Origin of the sequence: Sphingomonas sp. PAMC 26605 (assembly GCF_000241485.1) — a bacterium.
Classification (GTDB): Bacteria; Pseudomonadota; Alphaproteobacteria; order Sphingomonadales; family Sphingomonadaceae; genus Sphingomonas.
Genome location: NZ_JH584245.1, coordinates 18,886 through 36,907 on the forward strand (window position 1 = coordinate 18,886; position 18,022 = coordinate 36,907).

16 protein-coding genes and 1 pseudogene are annotated in these 18,022 nt (G+C 64.7%); 5 read left to right on the top strand and 12 right to left on the bottom strand.

Features of this window, described 5'->3' with window-relative positions; all coding sequences use genetic code 11:
• Positions 1-206: 206 nt before the first annotated feature.
• The 3 genes from RH90_RS21240 (at position 207) to RH90_RS22345 (ending at position 1,548) form a co-directional block, all read left to right on the top strand.
• A complete protein-coding gene (locus RH90_RS21240) occupies positions 207-548 on the top strand; it encodes a hypothetical protein (protein WP_010188974.1) in 342 nt (113 codons plus the stop codon).
• Between the two features lie 143 nt (positions 549-691).
• Entirely contained in the window at positions 692-1,057 is a 366-nt protein-coding gene (locus tag RH90_RS22340) for a hypothetical protein (RefSeq protein ID WP_232280472.1), read from the top strand.
• On the top strand, positions 1,039-1,548 hold the full coding sequence (locus tag RH90_RS22345) for a MarR family transcriptional regulator (RefSeq protein ID WP_010188977.1): 510 nt from the start codon (positions 1,039-1,041) through the stop codon (positions 1,546-1,548). The genes RH90_RS22340 and RH90_RS22345 overlap by 19 nt, the downstream gene beginning before the upstream one ends.
• Here the strand turns inward: RH90_RS22345 and RH90_RS23040 are convergent.
• The 6 genes from RH90_RS23040 to RH90_RS21275 form a co-directional block, all read right to left on the bottom strand.
• Positions 1,458-1,790: a WGR domain-containing protein gene (locus RH90_RS23040; protein WP_010188979.1), complete on the bottom strand. Its 333-nt coding sequence runs from the start codon at positions 1,788-1,790 to the stop codon at positions 1,458-1,460. The genes RH90_RS22345 and RH90_RS23040 overlap by 91 nt on opposite strands.
• A gap of 265 nt (positions 1,791-2,055) precedes the next feature.
• Positions 2,056-2,388, bottom strand: coding sequence for a copper-binding protein (locus RH90_RS21255; RefSeq protein ID WP_010188982.1), 333 nt, complete (start codon positions 2,386-2,388; stop codon positions 2,056-2,058).
• A complete protein-coding gene (locus RH90_RS21260) occupies positions 2,385-5,546 on the bottom strand; it encodes an efflux RND transporter permease subunit (protein ID WP_010188984.1) in 3,162 nt (1,053 codons plus the stop codon). Before RH90_RS21260 ends, RH90_RS21255 begins: the two co-directional genes overlap by 4 nt.
• Positions 5,543-6,757, bottom strand: a complete 1,215-nt coding sequence (locus RH90_RS21265) for an efflux RND transporter periplasmic adaptor subunit (RefSeq protein WP_010188986.1) — start codon at positions 6,755-6,757, stop codon at positions 5,543-5,545. The genes RH90_RS21260 and RH90_RS21265 overlap by 4 nt, the downstream gene beginning before the upstream one ends.
• On the bottom strand, positions 6,754-8,007 hold the full coding sequence (locus tag RH90_RS21270; RefSeq protein WP_010188988.1) for a TolC family protein: 1,254 nt from the start codon (positions 8,005-8,007) through the stop codon (positions 6,754-6,756). The genes RH90_RS21265 and RH90_RS21270 overlap by 4 nt, the downstream gene beginning before the upstream one ends.
• A gap of 90 nt (positions 8,008-8,097) precedes the next feature.
• On the bottom strand, positions 8,098-8,466 hold the full coding sequence (locus RH90_RS21275) for a hypothetical protein (protein WP_010188990.1): 369 nt from the start codon (positions 8,464-8,466) through the stop codon (positions 8,098-8,100).
• Between the two features lie 456 nt (positions 8,467-8,922).
• On the opposite strand from RH90_RS21275, the gene RH90_RS21280 reads away from it, so the two are divergent.
• Positions 8,923-11,193 carry a heavy metal translocating P-type ATPase gene (locus tag RH90_RS21280; protein WP_086011239.1) on the top strand — a complete coding sequence of 757 codons (2,271 nt, stop codon included), beginning with the start codon at positions 8,923-8,925 and terminating at the stop codon, positions 11,191-11,193.
• Positions 11,190-11,573 carry a MerR family DNA-binding protein gene (locus tag RH90_RS21285; protein WP_010188993.1) on the top strand — a complete coding sequence of 128 codons (384 nt, stop codon included), beginning with the start codon at positions 11,190-11,192 and terminating at the stop codon, positions 11,571-11,573. Before RH90_RS21280 ends, RH90_RS21285 begins: the two co-directional genes overlap by 4 nt.
• Before the next feature lie 217 nt (positions 11,574-11,790).
• Here RH90_RS21285 and tpiA read toward each other — a convergent pair whose 3' ends face one another.
• The 6 genes and pseudogenes from tpiA to RH90_RS21310 form a co-directional block, all read right to left on the bottom strand.
• On the bottom strand, positions 11,791-12,546 hold the full coding sequence (gene tpiA / locus RH90_RS21290) for a triose-phosphate isomerase (RefSeq protein ID WP_010188994.1): 756 nt from the start codon (positions 12,544-12,546) through the stop codon (positions 11,791-11,793).
• Positions 12,547-12,560: 14 nt separating this feature from the next.
• On the bottom strand, positions 12,561-13,862 hold the full coding sequence (locus RH90_RS21295; RefSeq protein ID WP_029625580.1) for a glycoside hydrolase family 130 protein: 1,302 nt from the start codon (positions 13,860-13,862) through the stop codon (positions 12,561-12,563).
• On the bottom strand, positions 13,849-14,358 hold the full coding sequence (locus RH90_RS24885) for a histidine phosphatase family protein (RefSeq protein ID WP_442852481.1): 510 nt from the start codon (positions 14,356-14,358) through the stop codon (positions 13,849-13,851). The genes RH90_RS21295 and RH90_RS24885 overlap by 14 nt, the downstream gene beginning before the upstream one ends.
• A pseudogene (locus RH90_RS24670) lies at positions 14,343-14,480 on the bottom strand (histidine phosphatase family protein); the annotation flags it as partial. The gene RH90_RS24885 and the pseudogene RH90_RS24670, both read right to left, overlap by 16 nt.
• A complete protein-coding gene (locus tag RH90_RS21305) occupies positions 14,480-15,529 on the bottom strand; it encodes a class I fructose-bisphosphate aldolase (protein WP_010188997.1) in 1,050 nt (349 codons plus the stop codon). The pseudogene RH90_RS24670 and the gene RH90_RS21305, both read right to left, overlap by 1 nt.
• Positions 15,526-17,958, bottom strand: coding sequence for a phosphoketolase family protein (locus tag RH90_RS21310; protein ID WP_010188998.1), 2,433 nt, complete (start codon positions 17,956-17,958; stop codon positions 15,526-15,528). Before RH90_RS21310 ends, RH90_RS21305 begins: the two co-directional genes overlap by 4 nt.
• Between the last annotated feature and the right edge of the window lie 64 nt (positions 17,959-18,022).

An 18,022-nucleotide genomic window follows, 5' to 3' on the forward strand; every position in this document is an offset into this window, starting at 1 on the left:
CGTTCTGGCCGCTTCCACTGCCGGTGCCGACCAAGGCACGATCGACGAACACGTTGACGTGGCAGCAGGTGCTGGCCTGGGGCGTGATCATCGCGATCGCCGCTCCGGTCGCCATTACCGTCGCTGCCATGGTCATCATCGCCCTCGAGCTCTTGTTCGGCGTCCATCGATAACAGCGGCGCCGTATGCGCCCTGGGAGGCGTGAAATGAATGACCTGGCAAGCTCGAGCCGCGTAGTGGCAACGGACCTTCGGCGTGCGGAGCGCTCGATCAACATGGCGGCGCGCGACACTGCGCAATTTCTGCTGACGACGCTCGATGTGACCGAGACCCACAAGCTTTCTCCGGCGATCGTCCATCGCACGGTCAAAGCGACAGTGAGCGCTCTGGCGGCATTGGTCGAAAGCCAGGAGCAGATGGCACTGCGCGCTCATCTCAGCATCGAGAAGGTAGGCGTGGGGCTGGGTCTTACCGAAACTGATTGGGGGGAGAGCCTGCCAAAGCCGGCAATCGAGCCGCAGGAATCCTTGGCTGTGGTCGTGGCCTGAGTAGCTTTGCCAAGGAGCGAAACATATGCGCAGGTGGTGCGATGGATACTCGTATAATCCTTGCCTGTGCCTTCAATGGCACTCTCTTCGCAATCTGCAGCTTTGCGCTGTGGCGAGGCGGGAGACCGGAACGGGTCGGTGCTGTGGTAAACCTGTTCGGGTGCCTCACCACTGCGGTGGTGAGGCTTGCCTTCTCCGGGGCGTGGGCACCGGCCCACTACCTGGTGACGATCATCGATTTTGGAGTTTTGGCTGTCTTTTTCTGGCTTGCTACGCACACCACCCGCTTCTGGCCTATCTGGGCTTCAGGCTTCGCACTCGCCGATATCGTTATTACTCTGGCCGGGGCCGCCCTGCCCAAAACCCAGCTGTTCGCCTATCACACGGGGCTTGGAATATACGCGTACCTAGCCCTCGCTGCCCTCGCGATGGGCACTTATCGCCTCCCGCGCGACGCCACACCCGAACAGCGACGGGGGCTTAGATCACAATGGAAAGCCCCGATTTAGACCTGATCGACGTCAACGTGCGCCTGCCGCGTACACTCATCGAATCCGTCATCATGCAAGCAGCGGCACCTCCTGGCGATCAGCCGGCGCGACGATTGGCCTTCGCCAAATGGGTCTTGGGAAGCCGTCGGCGCCGATCGAAGGCGCTGAAAAGCCTCCGCCTCGGCGAACCGACTTGGGATATGATACTCGACCTTTACATCGCCGATCGCGAGGGACGGCGCGTCGATGTCTCAAGCCTTTGCCTCGCCAGCGGCGTCGCGCCTACGACGGCCAATCGATATGTCGATCTACTCGTCGAAGATGAACTGATTTCGAAGGTCGGCGATGTCGATGACGGACGCCGCTCCTTCGTTAATATCAGCGCGGCACTGCGCGCCGCGATCGACGAGTGGTTGGATCAGGCGGAAGCGGGATTAACCGTTGCGGGCTGGACCGGTCCTTCGAACGCGATATCCGACCATGATGGGGATACCGAGCGGGCGCGCTGACAATAAGCGACCCCGAACCGCCGCGGTGCGGTCGCGCGGACGCGCAGGCAAGCGATGACGAGCCTGCGCGCCTGGCGCTCATCATCGGCGACGTGCGTGATCGATCGGCCGGCTGTCCCAAGGCGACCGAACGTGATCGTCACCAACCAAGCGCCGAACAAATCCTGTCGCGCTTCGACGCAGTAGCGTCGCCGACAATTGCGAGCGGCGTCTATCGCCGCGAGCTCGATGCTGAAACTCATGCGCACACGCTACCGAAAGCGGCATCGCCGTTCTAACGACTTGTCTGAATCACCCGGCGTGGGTGATCGATCTCCTGAATCTCCGGGGAACCGGGCGGCCCGCCAATGGCCGCCCGCGATTTTCAGGCTACCTCAAAGGGTAGCCTGGGTGGCCGATCAGCCGCTTTTGCGCGCTGCTCCCGCATATCCTACGTCCCAATATCTTGGTGCTTAGTTGGGACGCTATGTCCGTCAACAGTGCCGAAGGATGCTTCACTGGCCGCAATCAGCGACCTCGGATAGCTGTGACCTCTGCCGCGGAGCCGCGCATCCGCATGGCAAAGTCGACTCGCTGTCCGACTTTCACGGTTTTGAGCAGTGTCGGTGGGATTGCCGTGAACGCCATCGTCATCGCAGGCCAGCCCAATGCCGCGATCGGCCCATGCTGGATCGTCACCTTGGTGGCTTTGGGATCAATCGCGGTCACGACGCCACTGCCGCGACCGACCTTCACGGTCCCCTTCATCGGCATGCCGTGCATGGAAGCGCTCGACTGCGCCGATGCTGTGGTCGTCGTGAGGCCCGCGAGGACGGCGAATGCCAACAGGGTCTTCTTCATAGCGTATTCCTTTGCAGCGGTGGGACTGGGGTCGAAGGGTGAGGGGAACGCCGGGAGCGCCGCAGCAGCAGGAACGCTGCCGGCAGTACCAGCATCGAGAGCAACGGTGCGGTGAGCATGCCTCCGATCATGGGAGCCGCGATCCGGCTCATCACTTCGGAGCCGGTGCCTGTACCGATCAGAATCGGAAACAGGCCAGCCAGGATCACCGCGACCGTCATAGCCTTGGGCCGGACACGAAGCAGGGCGCCTTCGCGCACGGCAGCTTCGACCTCGGCATCGTCCGGCACCGGGCCTCGGGCATCCAGCGCATGCTTGAGGTAGATCAGCATCACCACGCCGAACTCCGCTGAGACACCGGCGAGCGCGATGAACCCGACACCGGTCGCGACCGATTGGTTGTAGCCGAGCAGATAGAGCAGCCATAGACCGCCGGTGAGCGCGAACGGGAGCGTGCCCATCACCAGCGCGGCTTCATCGAGCCGGCGAAATGTCGCGTAGAGCAGCAGGAAGATGATGACCAAGGTCGCCGGAACGACGATCTTCAATCGCTCGACTGCGCGCTGCAGATACTCGAACTGGCCGGTATAGGTGACACTGACGCCGGGCGGCAGTTTCACCTTGGCGGCGATCGCGTTCTGCAGATCACGAACGATGGTGGTGAGCGGCGCGCCGCGTCCATCGATATAGATCCACGTCACCGGCCGGCCATTCTCGCTGCGCAGCATCGGCGGTCCATCGGTGATGCGGACGTCGGCGACGGTGCCGAGCGTGATCTGCTGCCCTGCCGGCGTCAGCACGGCCAGGTTGCGCAAACCCTCGATGCTATCGCGCAGCTCGCGCGGATAACGCACGCTGATCGGATACCGCGCGAGCCCTTCGACGGTCTGGCCGATCGTCTCGCCGCCGATCGCGCCCGACACGATCGACTGCACGTCGGCAACGTTGAGGCCATAGCGTGCCGCGGCGGCCCGGTTGATATCGACATCGATATACCGCCCGCCGGTGAGCCGTTCGGCCAGCGCCGACCCCACGCCTGGTACGGTCTTCGCGACCTGTTCGATCTCGCGCGCGGCCGCATCGATCTCGGCGAGGTTCGCGCCTGCCACCTTGATGCCGATCGGACTCTTGATGCCGGTCGACAGCATCTCGATCCGATTACGGATCGGGGGAATCCAGAAATTGGCGAGGCCCGGCACCTTCACCGCCTTGTCGAGCTGATCGATCAATTTGTCCTGCGTCATGCCCGCGCGCCACTGATCCTTGGGCTTGAAGCGGATCGTGGTCTCGAACATTTCGAGCGGGGCAGGGTCGGTCGCGGTGTCGGCGCGGCCGGCCTTGCCGAACACGCTTTCCACTTCGGGTACGGTCTTGATGAGCCGGTCGGTGAGCTGGAGAAGCTGGCCGGCCTTGGCGGTCGAGATCCCGGGCAGCGCGGACGGCATGTAGAGCAGGTCGCCCTCGTTCATCTGCGGGATGAACTCGCCGCCTAGCTGGCTGATCGGCCAGAGGCTGGTCGCAAACACGAGGCCGGCGATGACCAGCGCCTCTTTCGGCCGCACCAGTACCCAGTCGAGCGCCGGACGGTAGATGTGGGTGAGGACGCGATTGATCGGGTTGGCATTCTCGGACGGGATGCGTCCGCGGATCAGTAGCCCCATCAGCACCGGGATCAGCGTGATCGACAGGATCGCCGCACCCGCCATCGCATAGGTCTTGGTAAAGGCGAGGGGCGCGAACAGCCGCCCCTCCTGACCCTGAAGCGAGAAGATCGGCACGAACGAGAAAGTGATAATGAGAAGGCTGAGGAACAGCGCCGGGCCGACCTCGACCGCTGCCGCGGTGATCACGCGCCAGCGCTCGGCACCCGCCAATGTCTCATCGGGATGATTGTGCGCCCAATGTTCGAGATGCTTGTGCGCGTTTTCGATCATGACGACGGCCGCATCGACCATTGCGCCGATGGCGATGGCGATGCCGCCCAGCGAGAGGATATTGGCGTTCAGTCCCTGCACGCGCATCGCAATGAAGGCGATGAGGATACCGAGCGGAAGCGTAAGAATGGCGACCAGCGCCGATCGAACGTGCCAGAGGAATAGCGCGCAGACGAGCGCCACGACGATGAACTCCTCGATCAGCTTACTGCGCAAATTGTCGACCGCGCGATCGATCAGGCCCGACCTGTCATAGGTGGTGACGACCTCCACGCCGGGTGGCAGGCTCTTCTTCAATTCCTCGAGCCGGGTGCGTACCCCGTCGATCACCTCGCGCGCGTTCTTGCCCTGGCGCATCACGATGACGCCGCCTGCGACCTCGCCCTCGCCATTGAGCTCGGCCAACCCGCGCCGCATTTCCGGACCGATCTGGATCGTGGCGACGTCGCCGAGTGTCACGGGCACGCCGCCAACCGTCTTGAGCGGCACGCTGCGGAAATCGTCGAGCGTCTTCAGATAGCCGGTCGCGCGGACGATATATTCGGCCTCGGCCATCTCGAGGACCGATCCGCCGCTCTCCTGGTTGCCGCGCTTCAGTGCCTCGGTCACCGCCTCGTGGGTGATCCCGTAAGCGGCCAGCTTCTGCGGATCGAGGACGACCTGATACTCTTTCACCATCCCGCCGATGCTCGCGACCTCGGCGACCCCCGGCACGGTCTTCAATTCGTAGCGCAGGAACCAGTCCTGGATGCTGCGGAGCTGTGCGAGGTCGTGACGCCCGGTCCGGTCGACCAACGCATATTCATAGACCCAGCCCACCCCGGTAGCATCCGGGCCGAGCGATGCCTTTGCACCTTCGGGCAGGCGGCTTTGTACCTGGCTCAGATATTCGAGGACCCGGCTGCGCGCCCAATAGAGATCGGTTGCGTCGTCGAACAGGACATAGACGAAGCTGTCGCCGACGAACGAATAGCCGCGCACCACGCGCGCGCCCGGCACGGACAGCATCGTCGTCGCGAGCGGGTAGGTGACCTGGTTCTCGACGATCTGTGGGGCTTGGCCCGGATAGGTGGTGCGGATGATGACCTGAACGTCGGACAGGTCGGGCAGCGCATCGACCGCGGTCGAGCGGAGCGCGCCCACCCCGACGACGATCAGCGCGAGGGCTGCGAGCAGGACGAGGACGCGCGCCTTGACGGACGCCTCGATGATCCTCGCGATCACTTCGTGTCCCCCGTGATCGGGCGCGCGGCGATGCCGGTCAGGCTCGCCTCGCTGTCGAGCAGGAACTGGCCCGATGCGACGACCTTCTCCCCTGCCGCCAGTCCTGCGAGGATTTCGGTCTGACCGCTCGCCTCGCGCCCGATACGGACCTCGGCCGGTCGGAAACGACCCTTGCCGTCGGCGAGCATGACGAGCGTGCGCTTGCCGGTGCGGATTACGGCTTCGGTCGGCACCAGCAGCGCGGTGTCGGACGTGCCGCCTAGATGGACGGTCGCGAACATGCCGGGGCGCAGGCGACCACCCGGGTTACGCAGCTCGATCCGTACAGTGAGCGTTCGGCTGTCCGCCTGCGTCGTCGGCAAGACGGCGATTACGCGGCCGGTGAAACGCTCACCGGGGAACCCCGCCAGATCGGCCGTCGCCGTCTGCCCGACTTGGACAGCGCTCGCGCGCACTTCCGGCACCGCAGCGTTCAACCAGACCGTGCCGAGGCCGTTGACTTGCGCGAGCGTCTGGCCGGGCGCGAGCGTGACGCCGGCGCGGGCATCGAGTGTCTGGATAACGCCCCCGATCGGGCTGCGGATGGTGGTCATCCCGCGCCCGCCCGCCACGCCGCCCGGAATGCCGACCAGTCGCAGACGCTGGCGTGCGGCAGCGATCAACGATGGATCGCCGGTTTTGCGCACCGCTTCATATTCGCCCTGCGCGCCGCCCCATTCGGGGACCAGCACGTCGGCGATCGGCGCCCCGGCACGAATTATGTCTCCCGGTGCGCGGCCATAGACGCGCTGGATGAAGCCTGCGGCACGTGCCTGCACGATTGCGATGTCGCGCTGATTGAAGTCGATCGCGCCGGTCACATCGAGCGTGCCGGCCAACGTGCCGGTGGTTGCGGTCGCAAGCCGAATGCCGAGGCTCTGCATTGCCGAAGGGTCGACCGTGACGCCTGGCTTTGCCGTTGGGCCGCTACTCGCGTCGGCATATTTGGGGACCGTCTTCATCCCCATCGACGACAGGGAATCCGGATCGTCGTAATGCTCCTGCGGCACCATCGGGTCGTAATAATAGAGCGGCTTGCGAGGAGTATCCGGCGTCCCGGCGGCAGGTGTCCCATTGCGCGTTCCAGCCAGATAATAGCCTCCAGCGCCCGCGACGAGGGCGACAGCGGCAAGCGTCGCAGCGATCTGCGACCGTTGAAGTGACGTGGTCATTGGTCCGCGCTCCCGAACAGGAGAATGAGCCGCGCGCCATCCGCGGCGACAGTCGCTCTGCGATCGAGCGTGGTGAGGACCGCGTCGGCAAGCGCGGCATGCGCGTCGGCGATGTCGGTGAGCGTGGCGCGCCCGGCGCTGTAACTGCCGGTCTCGAGCGTCACCCGCTGCTCGGCGAGCGGCTCCAGCACGTCCCGAGCGCGCGACCATTGCGCGTGGTGCATCGCGTGATCGGCAAGACCTGCTTCGAGATCGGCGGTCAGTTCGCGCAAACTGGCATCTGCGCCGGCGCGTGCACTGTTGGCATCGGCAGCGCGGGCCGCGATCAACGGTTCCTGACGCCGCTTTTTGAACAACGGCAGGCCGATCGTAACCCCGGCAGACACGTAATCGCCGAACCGGGGATCGCGGCGTTGGTAGGACAGATCGACGCCGAAATCGGAACGCCGTTCGGCCTCGGCGATGCGGAGGTCGGCATCCGCGCGACCGATCGTGGCACCGGCCAACACCAGCGTCGGATGCTCGCGAAGCGACGCGCGCAGGCGCGCCGGCTCTACCGTGAAGTTCGGGATAGGACCTGCGATGTCGGGGTCGGCTTCGCCCGTCCAGCGCGTGAGGTCCGCGCGCGCGCGGCCGACCATCGACACCAGCTCGTCGCGCCGGTCCTGTAATTTCGCAACGGCTTCGCGCCCGGCGAGCACCTGCGCTGGCCGCGACGCCCCCGACGCGACCGCACCGGGCGACGCTTTGACGAAGCGCTCGAGCCGTTGGAGCACCGTGTCGAGCGCTGCAAGTCGCTGCCCGGCATAAGCGAGACTGATCCAGGCAAGCGCGGCCTGAACCTTGACGATGCGGGCCACCACGCCGGTCTCTGCGTCGGCGACGCCTATGTCCGCTTCGGCGCGACCACGTTGCGCGCGACGCTTGGCGAGATTGGGAATGTCCTGCGAGACACCGACGCGCGCCCAGGTGAAGTTATCGCGCTGCGGCTCGAACGCGAGCGGTCCCGAGATCGGAAAGCTGTCGATCCCGAGCGCGAGCTTGGGATCGGGCAACTGCCCCGCGGCGCTTCGCGCCGATCGCGTAGCATCGGCGCCGAGCGACTTCGCCTTGATCGACGGCGCGTCGGCAGCAGCTTTTTGGAGTGCCGCGTCGAAGGTCAGCGGTCCGGCAATCGCCGGCATACTGACCGACGCGAGCGCGAGCCATACCAGCGCGCGCGACGCGCGGCGGCGTAAGGGGGTTCGCATTTCGTCATGTCCTGATCCTAGAGTTCACATCGCGTCGTACCCGGCGCATGCGCGCCGGGTCGCGTGACGGGCACGCGCGCGGACTTGAAATCAGATCAGGATTGAAGGCGGTTCTGGTTCCGGAGCGGTCGAACGGCCCCGTAAGGCTGCGAAGATACCGATCTGCTCGTCACGATCGGAGCGGGCCGCAGCCTGGAGAACCATCGATGCGTCGGACAGCATCATCGGTCCGCCCGACGCCATCATGGCGATGCAGCCGGCCAAGCCGCACTTGCACGGCTTGTGGGCTGCGTTCTTCTCCGCCGCTGACATGCAGTCCGGCATGGATGCCATGTCGCTGGTTGCCATCGCTGCCATGTCCATCGCACCTGCCGGCGCGGCAAGCGCCTGGGCCGGCTGCTGCACAGCCAGCCCGACCATCACGCCGATCAGCATCAGGAAAAGGAACAGGCGCTTCACATTCACTTCCTGCGGGGCGCCTCTCAACCTGTCAATCGGCCAAGTCTTCTTCGCGAGATCATCGATTTGGTTACATGATGAATCGGAAGTCCGCCCTGTTGCTCGTGCTTGATAAAACAGGGCGGCGCAACAATCGGCTCCGGCCGGGCAGAGACTGAGTAGGCAGGCTTGACCTTGACACGATGTCAGACCCTACATGCCCCCGGGTAGAAGGAGTTTCACGCCATGAACGACCCTCATTCCCATACGCCTCAAGCCAGCGGGTGCGGCTGTTCCGGGCAGAGTACCGCTGAACCTGCGGCCGCGAATGTCTCTCCCGCGCCAGCGGCCAGCTGCTCGGGTGGAGCGGCTGAGGGGCCTCCTGAGACGGCCAAAAACGACGAGCATCACTCTGAGGCTAGAGGTTGCTGCGCTGGCGGCAAAGTCTCTCAAGGCGCAGCGACCGTTACGGACCCGGTGTGCGGGATGACGGTCGATCCGGCAAAAACGGCGCATCATGCCGAGCACGCCGACCAAACCTATCACTTTTGCAGCGCCGGGTGCCGGACAAAATTCGTCGCCAACCCTGACGCCTATCTCGGCGACAAGCCGAAGCCTGAGCCAACGGCGACGCCGGGGGCTATCTGGACGTGTCCCATGCACCCGCAAATCCGCCAGGAGGGACCGGGGACATGTCCGATTTGCAGCATGGCGCTCGAACCGGAAGAACCGTCGCTTGATGATGGGCCTAATCCGGAGCTGGTCGACTTCACGCGTCGGCTGTGGGTGGCGGGCGTGCTCGCCGTGCCGCTGCTGGCAATCTCGATGGTCGCCGAAATGCTCGGCGTCCATGTCGTCAGTGCTGCCGCATCGCCTTGGGTACAGCTTGCGCTGAGCGCCCCGATCGTACTGTGGGCGGGCTTGCCGTTTTTCCAGCGGGGATGGACCTCGCTTGGCACCCGCCATCTCAATATGTTCACGCTGATATCTATCGGGGTCGGTGCCGCCTTCCTCTACAGCCTGGTCGCGACGGTCGCGCCCGGCATTTTCCCCCCGACCTTCCGCATGCACGGCGGTGTGGTCCCGGTCTATTACGAGGCGGCTGGGGTAGTGGTGGCGCTGGTGCTGCTCGGACAGGTCCTTGAACTGCGTGCCAGGGCTGCAACCGGGCGCGCGATCCGCGCCCTCATGGATCTTGCCCCCAAGACGGCGCGCCGGGTGCGATCGGACGGGTCCGAGGAGGAAGTCAGCCTTGCCGATGTGGCGGCCGGTGATCGGCTTCGCGTTCGTCCCGGGGATGCTATCCCGGTTGACGGCGTGGTGGTCGAGGGACGCTCCTCGGTCGATGAATCCATGCTCACCGGCGAGCCCGCCCCTGTCCTCAAGGAGGTTGAGGCGGCCGTCACGGGTGGAACGGTCAACGGCACGGGAAGCCTCGTCATGGAAGCGCGCGCAGTCGGGTCGGATACGATGCTGGCGCGGATCGTCCGCATGGTCGCGGACGCGCAGCGCAGCCGTGCGCCGATCCAGGCAGTCGCCGATCAGGTGTCTGGCTGGTTCGTGCCGTTGGTCGTGCTGGTTTCCATCGCAACGTTCGTGGTCTGGTCGCTGGTCGGTCCTGAGCCGCGCATGGGCCACGCCATGCTTAATGCCATTGCCGTGCTCGTCATCGCCTGCCCCTGCGCGCTGGGTCTCGCTACGCCCATGTCGATCATGGTCGGGACGGGCCGCGGGGCTCAGGCCGGCGTTCTGGTGAAGAACGCGGAAGCGCTACAGGGGCTAGAGAAAGTCGATACACTGGTCATCGACAAGACGGGCACGCTCACGGAAGGCAAGCCTAAGCTCATCGCCGTCCAGACGATCGGCTCGGTCGTGGAGAACGACATGCTAGCGCTTGCTGCGGCCGTCGAAGGGCAATCCGAACATCCGCTCGCACACGCGATCGTCGTTGCCGCCAAGGATCGAGAATTGCAGCTCGGCACGGTCACGGACTTCGCCTCGCAAACCGGTCTGGGGGTCAGCGCCAAGGTCGATGGCCGTTCGGTCGTGATCGGGAACGCCGAGCAGATGCGCCGGATCGGCGCTGATCCCAAAGCGCTCGACGCCGATGCCGATCGTCATCGTGGCGAGGGTGCAGGCGTCATTCTGGTGGCGATCGATGGCGCTCTTGCCGGCTTGCTCGCGGTCGCCGATCCGGTCCGCGCCAACGCCGGAGAGGCAATCGCCGCGCTTCGCCAGCAGGGGCTTCGCGTCATCATGCTGACCGGTGACAATCAGACGACTGCCGATGCGGTCGGCCGCGCTGTCGGCGGACTCGACGACGTGCGCGCCGGTCTGCGCCCGGAAGACAAGGCGCGTATCATCGGCGAGCTGAAGGCGAGCGGTGCCAAGGTCGCGATGGCCGGCGACGGAATTAACGATGCGCCCGCTCTGGCGGCTGCGGACGTGGGCCTAGCGATGGGCACGGGAACAGACGTAGCGATCGAAAGTGCCGGCATAACGCTCACGCGCGGCGATCTGTCGGCGATCGTGCGAGCGCGGAAGCTCGCCCAGGCGACGATGCGGAATATCCGTCAGAACCTGTTCTTCTCGTTCCTGTTCAACGGGATCGGCGTGCCGGTCGCGGCCGGGGTGCTCTACCCCGTGGCGGGCATCCTCCTATCGCCGATGCTAGCCGGCGCGGCGATGGCGCTCTCGTCCCTTACCGTGGTCCTCAACGCGCTACGATTGAACACGGTGAAGCTATGAACATCGGAGCGGCATCAGATGCCAGCGGCGTCTCGCAGCGCATGATCCGCCATTACGAGAAGATCGGTCTCGTGCCCGCGCCGGCAAGGCGTGGGAATTACCGCGACTATGCCGACCCCGACGTTCATCGCCTTCGCTTCATCGCCAACGCCCGCGATCTTGGGTTTCCGATCGAAGAGATAAGGACGCTGCTCGGCCTGTGGTCCGATCGGGCGCGTTCGAGCGGGGAAGTGAAGGCGCTGGCGGAAGCGCGCGCGGCCGAGTTGGGTCGCAAAGCCCAAGCGCTCGAAGCTATGCAACGCTCGCTGATCGACCTTGCCCAAGCCTGTCACGGCGATGATCGGCCTAACTGTCCGATTATCGACCGCTTGGCAGAATAGGTGACGTGAAGAAGCCTCTCAAACTGCTGCCGGTCCCATATAAACGGGGTTAAGCTACCTGCGCCTTCCGGCGGAATCTTTTCTTGTCGTTTCTATTCAACGCGATCGGCCGGTGGCGGACGTGCTCTATCTGGTCGCGGGCGCGGCGATGGCGTTATCTCGCTGACGGTCGTACTCAATTGGCTGCGCTTGAACAGCGTGAAGCTTTGAGGCGGCGCTAGCCGGCGGATCGGCCGCGTGCGATCTCGACGATCGCATCGAAATCTTCCGCCCGCAGGCTGGCACCCCCGATCAGCACGCCATCGACATCGGGCGTAGCCAGTATCGCGCGCGCGTTTTCGGCTTTGACCGACCCGCCGTAGAGGATGCGTATCGGTTGCGCAGCGTTAGCGAACCGCAAGTCGAGCGCCGCGCGGACATGGCCAAGCACTTCGGCGATTTGCTCGCGTGTCGGCATCGTGCCCGTTCCGATCGCCCATAAAGGCTCGTACGCGATCGAGGTGCGCGCGCCGGGCGGCATGTCGGGCAAGCTCGCCGCGAGCTGGTCGCCGCAGACCTTCAACGCGTTGCCTTTGCTGCGCTGCGCCTCAGTCTCACCGATGCAGACGATCGTCGCCAGATCATGCTGCCACGCCGCCGCTACCTTTGCGGCCACAATAGCGTCGGTCTCGTGATGGTTCTGACGGCGCTCGGAATGGCCCAGTATGACACTCGTCGCGCCTGCGTCGCGCAGCATCGCGGCATCGATATCTCCGGTGAAGGGGCCCGCTTCCGCGGCGCTGCAATCCTCCCCGCCGATCTGCAACACGCCGCCGGCTGCTTGAACGGCACCTGTGATCAGCGTGGCCGGAACGCAGACGAGCACATCGACGGCGCTCGGATGGGCCACAATCGACCGCGTGATCGCGCCAATCTCGCCGAGCCGCGCCTGCAGCCCGTGCATCTTCCAGTTGCCCGCGATCAGGGTGCGCATCGGTGCTCGCCTCCTCATTCCATCGCCGCCAGCAGCGCGTCGATCGAAACGCTGGCGAAGGTCGTGAAGCTGTCGGCGATGGCATAGGGCAGCAGCAACATACGCTGGTGCACAATTGCACCGCAGCTGTAGAGCACGTTCGGCACATAGCCGTCATGGTCGCCCGGATCGGGACGGATCAGCGGCTCGCTCAGCCGTGCGAGCAGTTTCGACGGGTCCTGCTTGTCGAGCAAGCACGCGCCAAGGCAATAATTGCGAACCGCGCCGACGCCGTGGGTAATCACCAGCCAGCCCTCGTCGAGCTCGATCGGCGAGCCGCAATTGCCGATCTGAACGATCTCCCAGGAGAAGCAAGGCGCGACGATCTTTACGCCGGCATCCCAATTATAGAGATCGTCCGAGCGCTGTAGCCAGATATTCTCGTGATCCTGCCGGCCGAGCATGGCGTAACGCCCGTCGATCTTGCGCGGGAATAGCGCCATACCTTTGTTGTCAGTGCCGGGGCCACGCAGCGCGGTGAGGTCGATGGTCCTGAAGTCGGTTGTGCGCAGTAGCTCCTGTCGGATTCCTGCCCCGCTGAAGGCGGTGTAGGTGCCGAGATAGGTCGCGTTCCCATCGTCATCGACGAAGCGGACGAGGCGGAGGTCCTCGATGCCGTGTCGCTGCGCTGGGGTGACCGGAAAGATGACGATCTCGGAAGGGTCGCGGGCGTCTTCGCAGAACAGCCGGACACCGGGATCGTCGGCCTCGCCGCCCGGAATCAGCTTAATGCGCGGCGATATCGCCTGTCCGCTTGGCGGATCGAACGCGAGCGTGCCGTCCTTCGCCAACAGGCCGGTGCGAAAGGTGACCGAGGAAATGTTTCCCTCACCAACGCCGCGCAACGACAGCAGAATGCGTACGTCGCCGTCGGCGACACCCGTCTGATCGGGATGCGGCACGATGCTGGGATTGAACAGCGCCGCCGCCTCGAACGCATATTCCTCGCTGAAATAGGCACCGATCAGCAGCGCGCGGTCTGCGTCGATCGAGCCGGGGTCGATGACCAGCCCGTTGATCTCGTGAAAGCGCCGCGAGAGGACCTCGGAAACGTCACGATGATGCTTCGACAGCTTGGCGGTGAACGCCGCGAGTTCTTCCTTCGCAGCGACAGCGTCCAGGCCAAGGATGCGCTCGGCGATGCGTTGCGCTCGCGATCTGGTCGGGCAAACGAACGGCGGCTGGTCGTCGGCCGGGATGAACGGCCGGATGACCACGCTTGAGGGGTCTGGGCGGAGCGACGATGGAAGACGCTTGGCGAGCTCAGCTCTGGCCATATCTGCTCCCGCTCGTGGATTGGCGGGGGGCCGCAGATGGCCCCCCGTTCCACTGGCAGATCGCCGGCAGATGCGGGTGGCCCGGCTTGGGCCCGAGGATGCTGACCGAGGCGGGAGCGAGCGTGAAATGTTCCGCCTCGGCGATCTCCAGTCCGATCCAGCGTGCCGCCAGGACGGCGCCGAACTGACCGTGCGAGAAGAGCGCAATGGTTCCCTCGACGGCGAGGACTCCGGCGATGAGCCGATCGGCTCGCTCGGACACTTGCGTCGGTGTCTCGCCGCCCGGACAGCCGTCGCGACATACGCTCCAATCGGGACGTTCGACGCGGATCTCGGCGCTAGTGCGGCCTTCATAGGTGCCGTAATCCCATTCCGATAGATCGGCCGCGATTTGCGCTTGCGCACCGAGCCCCGCGAGATCGCAGGTTCGCGCGCCCGCAGCAGCGGGCTGGTCAGCACCAGCGCAAAGGATGTGCTCGCCAGATAGGCCTGCAATGCGCGCGTCATCGCGATGCCGTGGTCGGTCAAGGGTAGGTCGGTCTTGCCGGTGTGCTGTCCGGAGAGCGACCATGCGGTTTCGCCGTGCCGGATCAGGCACAGCTGCGGCAGGCCAAGCATCACTGTGCCGAGACCATTCGTGGAACCGTCGCCGAATCCATCGTAGCTTCATAGGTACCTTGGCGTGCGGCCCGATCGCACCGCGCGCGGTGGGCGAGCGCGTGTTGCGATGCCTCCTGCCGCCCGTCATCGCCACCCCAGATCGCCAGCGCCGGCTGCTGGATCGCGCGGGCGAAGGAGAAGCCGAGTTCCCACGGCATGCGCCCCATGAACCGGACATTCATGGCGTTGAGCCGCGCCGACGCCAGTTCGCCCGTCTGTCCGCCGGACAGGAAGGTGATCGCCGGAACTGCGGCGGGGACGGCGCGGAGCAAGCTTTCCACCGTCGTGTCGGCGATCGTGTCGAGGTCCGATCGGTCAGGGCAGGTCGAGCCGGGCAGCACCATGTTGGCCTTGAGGATCATCGCCTCGAGTACGACGCCCTGTTCGTCGGCGTGGCGGAAGAAGGCGTGCAGCACGGCCGCGGTCACCGCACCGCAGCGGGCCAAATCGTGCGGCCCGTCCATCAGCACTTCGGGCTCGACCACCGGCAGCAGGCCGACTTGCTGACAGATCGCCGCATAGCGTGCGAGTGTCTGCGCGTTAGCCTCGATACAACCGCGCGAGGGAAGGCCGGTGTCGATCGTGATCACGCCGCGCCATTTGGCGAAGCGCGCGCCCATCGCGGCAAAGCCGTTCAACCGCCCGTTCAGTCCATCGAGTCCCTCGGTGATCTTCTCGGGCGCATGCCCGGCGAGGTCGATCGTCCCGGCATCGACCTTCACCCCCGGGATCATTCCTGCCTCGACCACGGCCACCGCAAACGGCGTACCTGACACCGTCGTCTGGCCGATCGTTTCTTCGTTCAGGATGATCGCACCAATCGACTCGGCGAGGCCGGGGGTCGTCACGATCACGTCGCGCCACGCGCGGCGACGATCGACCGTCTGCGCGATGCCGAGTGCGGCAAAGCGGCGGTTGCACGTGCCTATGCTCTCGTCGATCGCCAGAAGCCCCTTGCCGTGCGCGACCATTTGTGCGGCGAGAACGGCGAGGGTTGCGGGACTCATGTCGGGTCCTGCCATTTCCAGTTACGGATCTCGGGCAAATCCTCGCCGTGGAGATCGATAAAGCGCTTATGCTCGACCAATTTGTCGCGCATCGCCTGCTGGAGATAAGCGCCCCGGCTGCCAGTCTGCGGCAACCGGTCGATCGCGTCGATCACCAGATGGAAGCGATCGAGACCGTTCTGCACGCGGATGTCGAAAGGCGTCGTGATCGTACCTTCCTCGCGGTAGCCGTGCACATGCAGGCCGCGATTGGTGCGGTGATAGGTGAGCTGGTGGATCAGCCCGACATACCCGTGAAAGGCGAAGATTACCGGCTTGTCGCGCGTGAACAGTGAATCGAAGGCGCGCTCGCTGAGGCCGTGGGGGTGCTCGTCGCACGGCTGGAGCTTCATCAGATCCACGACGTTGACGACCCGGACCTTCAGCTCAGGCAGGTATGCACGAAGGATCGAGGTCGCCGCCATGCTTTCGAGCGTCGGCGTGTCGCCGCAGCTCGCCATGACTAGATCGGGCTCGCAATCCTGATCATTGCTCGCCCAACTCCAAATGCCGATCCCTTGCGTGCAATGCGTGACTGCAGCTTCGATCGACAGCCATTGCGGCAGCGCGTGCTTCCCCGCGACGATGACGTTCACATAGTCGCGGCTGCGCAGGCAGTGATCGACCACCGAGAGCAGGCAGTTCGCGTCGGCCGGCAGATAAACGCGTACGATATCGGCCTTTTTGCTAACGACATGGTCGAGGAAGCCCGGGTCCTGATGGGTGAATCCATTATGGTCCTGCTGCCAGACGTGGCTGGCAAGCAGAATGTTGAGCGAGGCGATGTCGCGCCGCCACGGGATTTCCTTGCACACCTTCATCCATTTGGCGTGCTGCCCGACCATCGAGTCGACGATGCGGATGAAGGCTTCGTAGCTGTTAAACAGGCCATGGCGACCGGTGAGGAGATAGCCTTCTAGCCAGCCTTCGCATTGGTGCTCGCTCAGCATCGAATCGACCACTCGGCCAGCAGGCGCGAGAAATTCGTCATTGGGCTCGGTCGCGGCATCCCATTGTCGGTTGGTCACGTCGAACACCGCGCCGAGCAGATTCGACAGTGTTTCGTCGGGGCCGAACAGGCGAAAATTGTCGGGATTTGCCGTCACGACGTCGCGCAGGAATTTGCCAAGAACGGGTGTATCGCCGGAAATGACCGCGCCTGGCGCTGACACCGTCACGGCATGCGCGCGGAAATCTGGCATGCGCAGGTTACGCAGCAGGATACCGCCATTGGCGTGCGGGTTGGCGCCCATCCGCCGCGTGCCGACGGGGGCGAGCGCCGCCAATTCCGCGATCAGCCGGCCATCTCCGTCGAACAGCTCTTCGGCGCGATAGCTTTTCATCCAGCTTTCGAGCTGGGCGACATGTTCGGGATGGCCTTCGTTCACGAGCAGCGGCACTTGATGCGAACGGAACGTGCCCTCGACTTGCAGCCCATCGACCGTCTTGGGGCCGGTCCAGCCCTTGGGCGAACGTAGCACGATCATCGGCCAGCGCGGGCGCGTGGTGTCGCCGGTGGTGCGCGCCTTGTGCTGGATCGCGTGGATTTCGGCGATCACCGTCTCCATCGTCAGCGCCATTGCTTCGTGCATGGTGTCGGGATCGTCGCCTTCGACGAAGTGCGGCAGCCAGCCATTGCCGCGGAAGAACTGGTCCAGCTCCTCATGGCTGATCCGTGCGAGGATCGTCGGGTTGCTGATCTTATAGCCGTTGAGGTGGAGGATCGGCAGCACTGCGCCATCAGTGACCGGGTCAATGAACTTGTTCGATTGCCATGCGGTTGCCAGCGGCCCCGTCTCGGCTTCCCCGTCGCCCACGACGCATGCGACTATAAGCTCGGGATTGTCGAGCACCGCGCCGAACGCATGGCTCAGCGAATAGCCGAGCTCACCGCCTTCGTGAATCGACCCGGGCGTGGTCGGCGCGACATGGCTCGAAATGCCGCCGGGAAACGAGAATTGCGTGAACAGCCGCTTGAGCCCGGATACGTCCTGCGTAACGTTGGGGAAGAACTCGCTGTACGTCCCTTCGAGATAGGTGTTGGCGACCAGTGCCGGGCCGCCATGACCGGGGCCGGCGATATAGATCATGTCGAGGTCGTGCGCGCGGATCGCGCGGTTGAGGTGGACGTAGATGAAATTCTGCCCCGGCGTCGTGCCCCAATGGCCGACCACCAGCGGCTTGACGTGCGCCAGCGTCAAAGGCTCGCGCAGCATTGGATTGTCGTAGAGATAAAGCTGGCCGACCGAGAGATAATTGGCGGCGCGCCAATAGGCGTCGGTCAGGCGAAGCTCCTCCGCTCCGAGGCAACGCTTGGCTGGCGCTATGGAGAGGTCGGCGGAGAGGTCGGCGCGGGGTACCGCCTCCCGTGTGAGAACAGATGCATCCATGAGACTGCGGCTCCACGCATTGCAGGATCGCTTGGCGGCGATCGTCCGGGGCGATGCACATGCC

Bases quoted from the DNA above. Each gene is read 5' to 3' on its own strand.
- RH90_RS21270 (WP_010188988.1), bottom strand. From the start codon at position 8,007: ATGCGAACCCCCTTACGCCGCCGCGCGTCGCGCGCGCTGGTATGGCTC.
- RH90_RS21310 (WP_010188998.1), bottom strand. From the start codon at position 17,958: ATGGATGCATCTGTTCTCACACGGGAGGCGGTACCCCGCGCCGACCTC.
- tpiA (WP_010188994.1), bottom strand. From the start codon at position 12,546: ATGCGCACCCTGATCGCGGGCAACTGGAAGATGCACGGGCTGCAGGCG.
- RH90_RS21255 (WP_010188982.1), bottom strand. From the start codon at position 2,388: ATGAAGAAGACCCTGTTGGCATTCGCCGTCCTCGCGGGCCTCACGACG.
- RH90_RS21285 (WP_010188993.1), top strand. From the start codon at position 11,190: ATGAACATCGGAGCGGCATCAGATGCCAGCGGCGTCTCGCAGCGCATG.
- RH90_RS21295 (WP_029625580.1), bottom strand. From the start codon at position 13,862: ATGGCCAGAGCTGAGCTCGCCAAGCGTCTTCCATCGTCGCTCCGCCCA.
- RH90_RS21240 (WP_010188974.1), top strand. From the start codon at position 207: ATGAATGACCTGGCAAGCTCGAGCCGCGTAGTGGCAACGGACCTTCGG.
- RH90_RS22345 (WP_010188977.1), top strand. From the start codon at position 1,039: ATGGAAAGCCCCGATTTAGACCTGATCGACGTCAACGTGCGCCTGCCG.
- RH90_RS23040 (WP_010188979.1), bottom strand. From the start codon at position 1,790: ATGAGTTTCAGCATCGAGCTCGCGGCGATAGACGCCGCTCGCAATTGT.
- RH90_RS21265 (WP_010188986.1), bottom strand. From the start codon at position 6,757: ATGACCACGTCACTTCAACGGTCGCAGATCGCTGCGACGCTTGCCGCT.
- RH90_RS21305 (WP_010188997.1), bottom strand. From the start codon at position 15,529: ATGAGTCCCGCAACCCTCGCCGTTCTCGCCGCACAAATGGTCGCGCAC.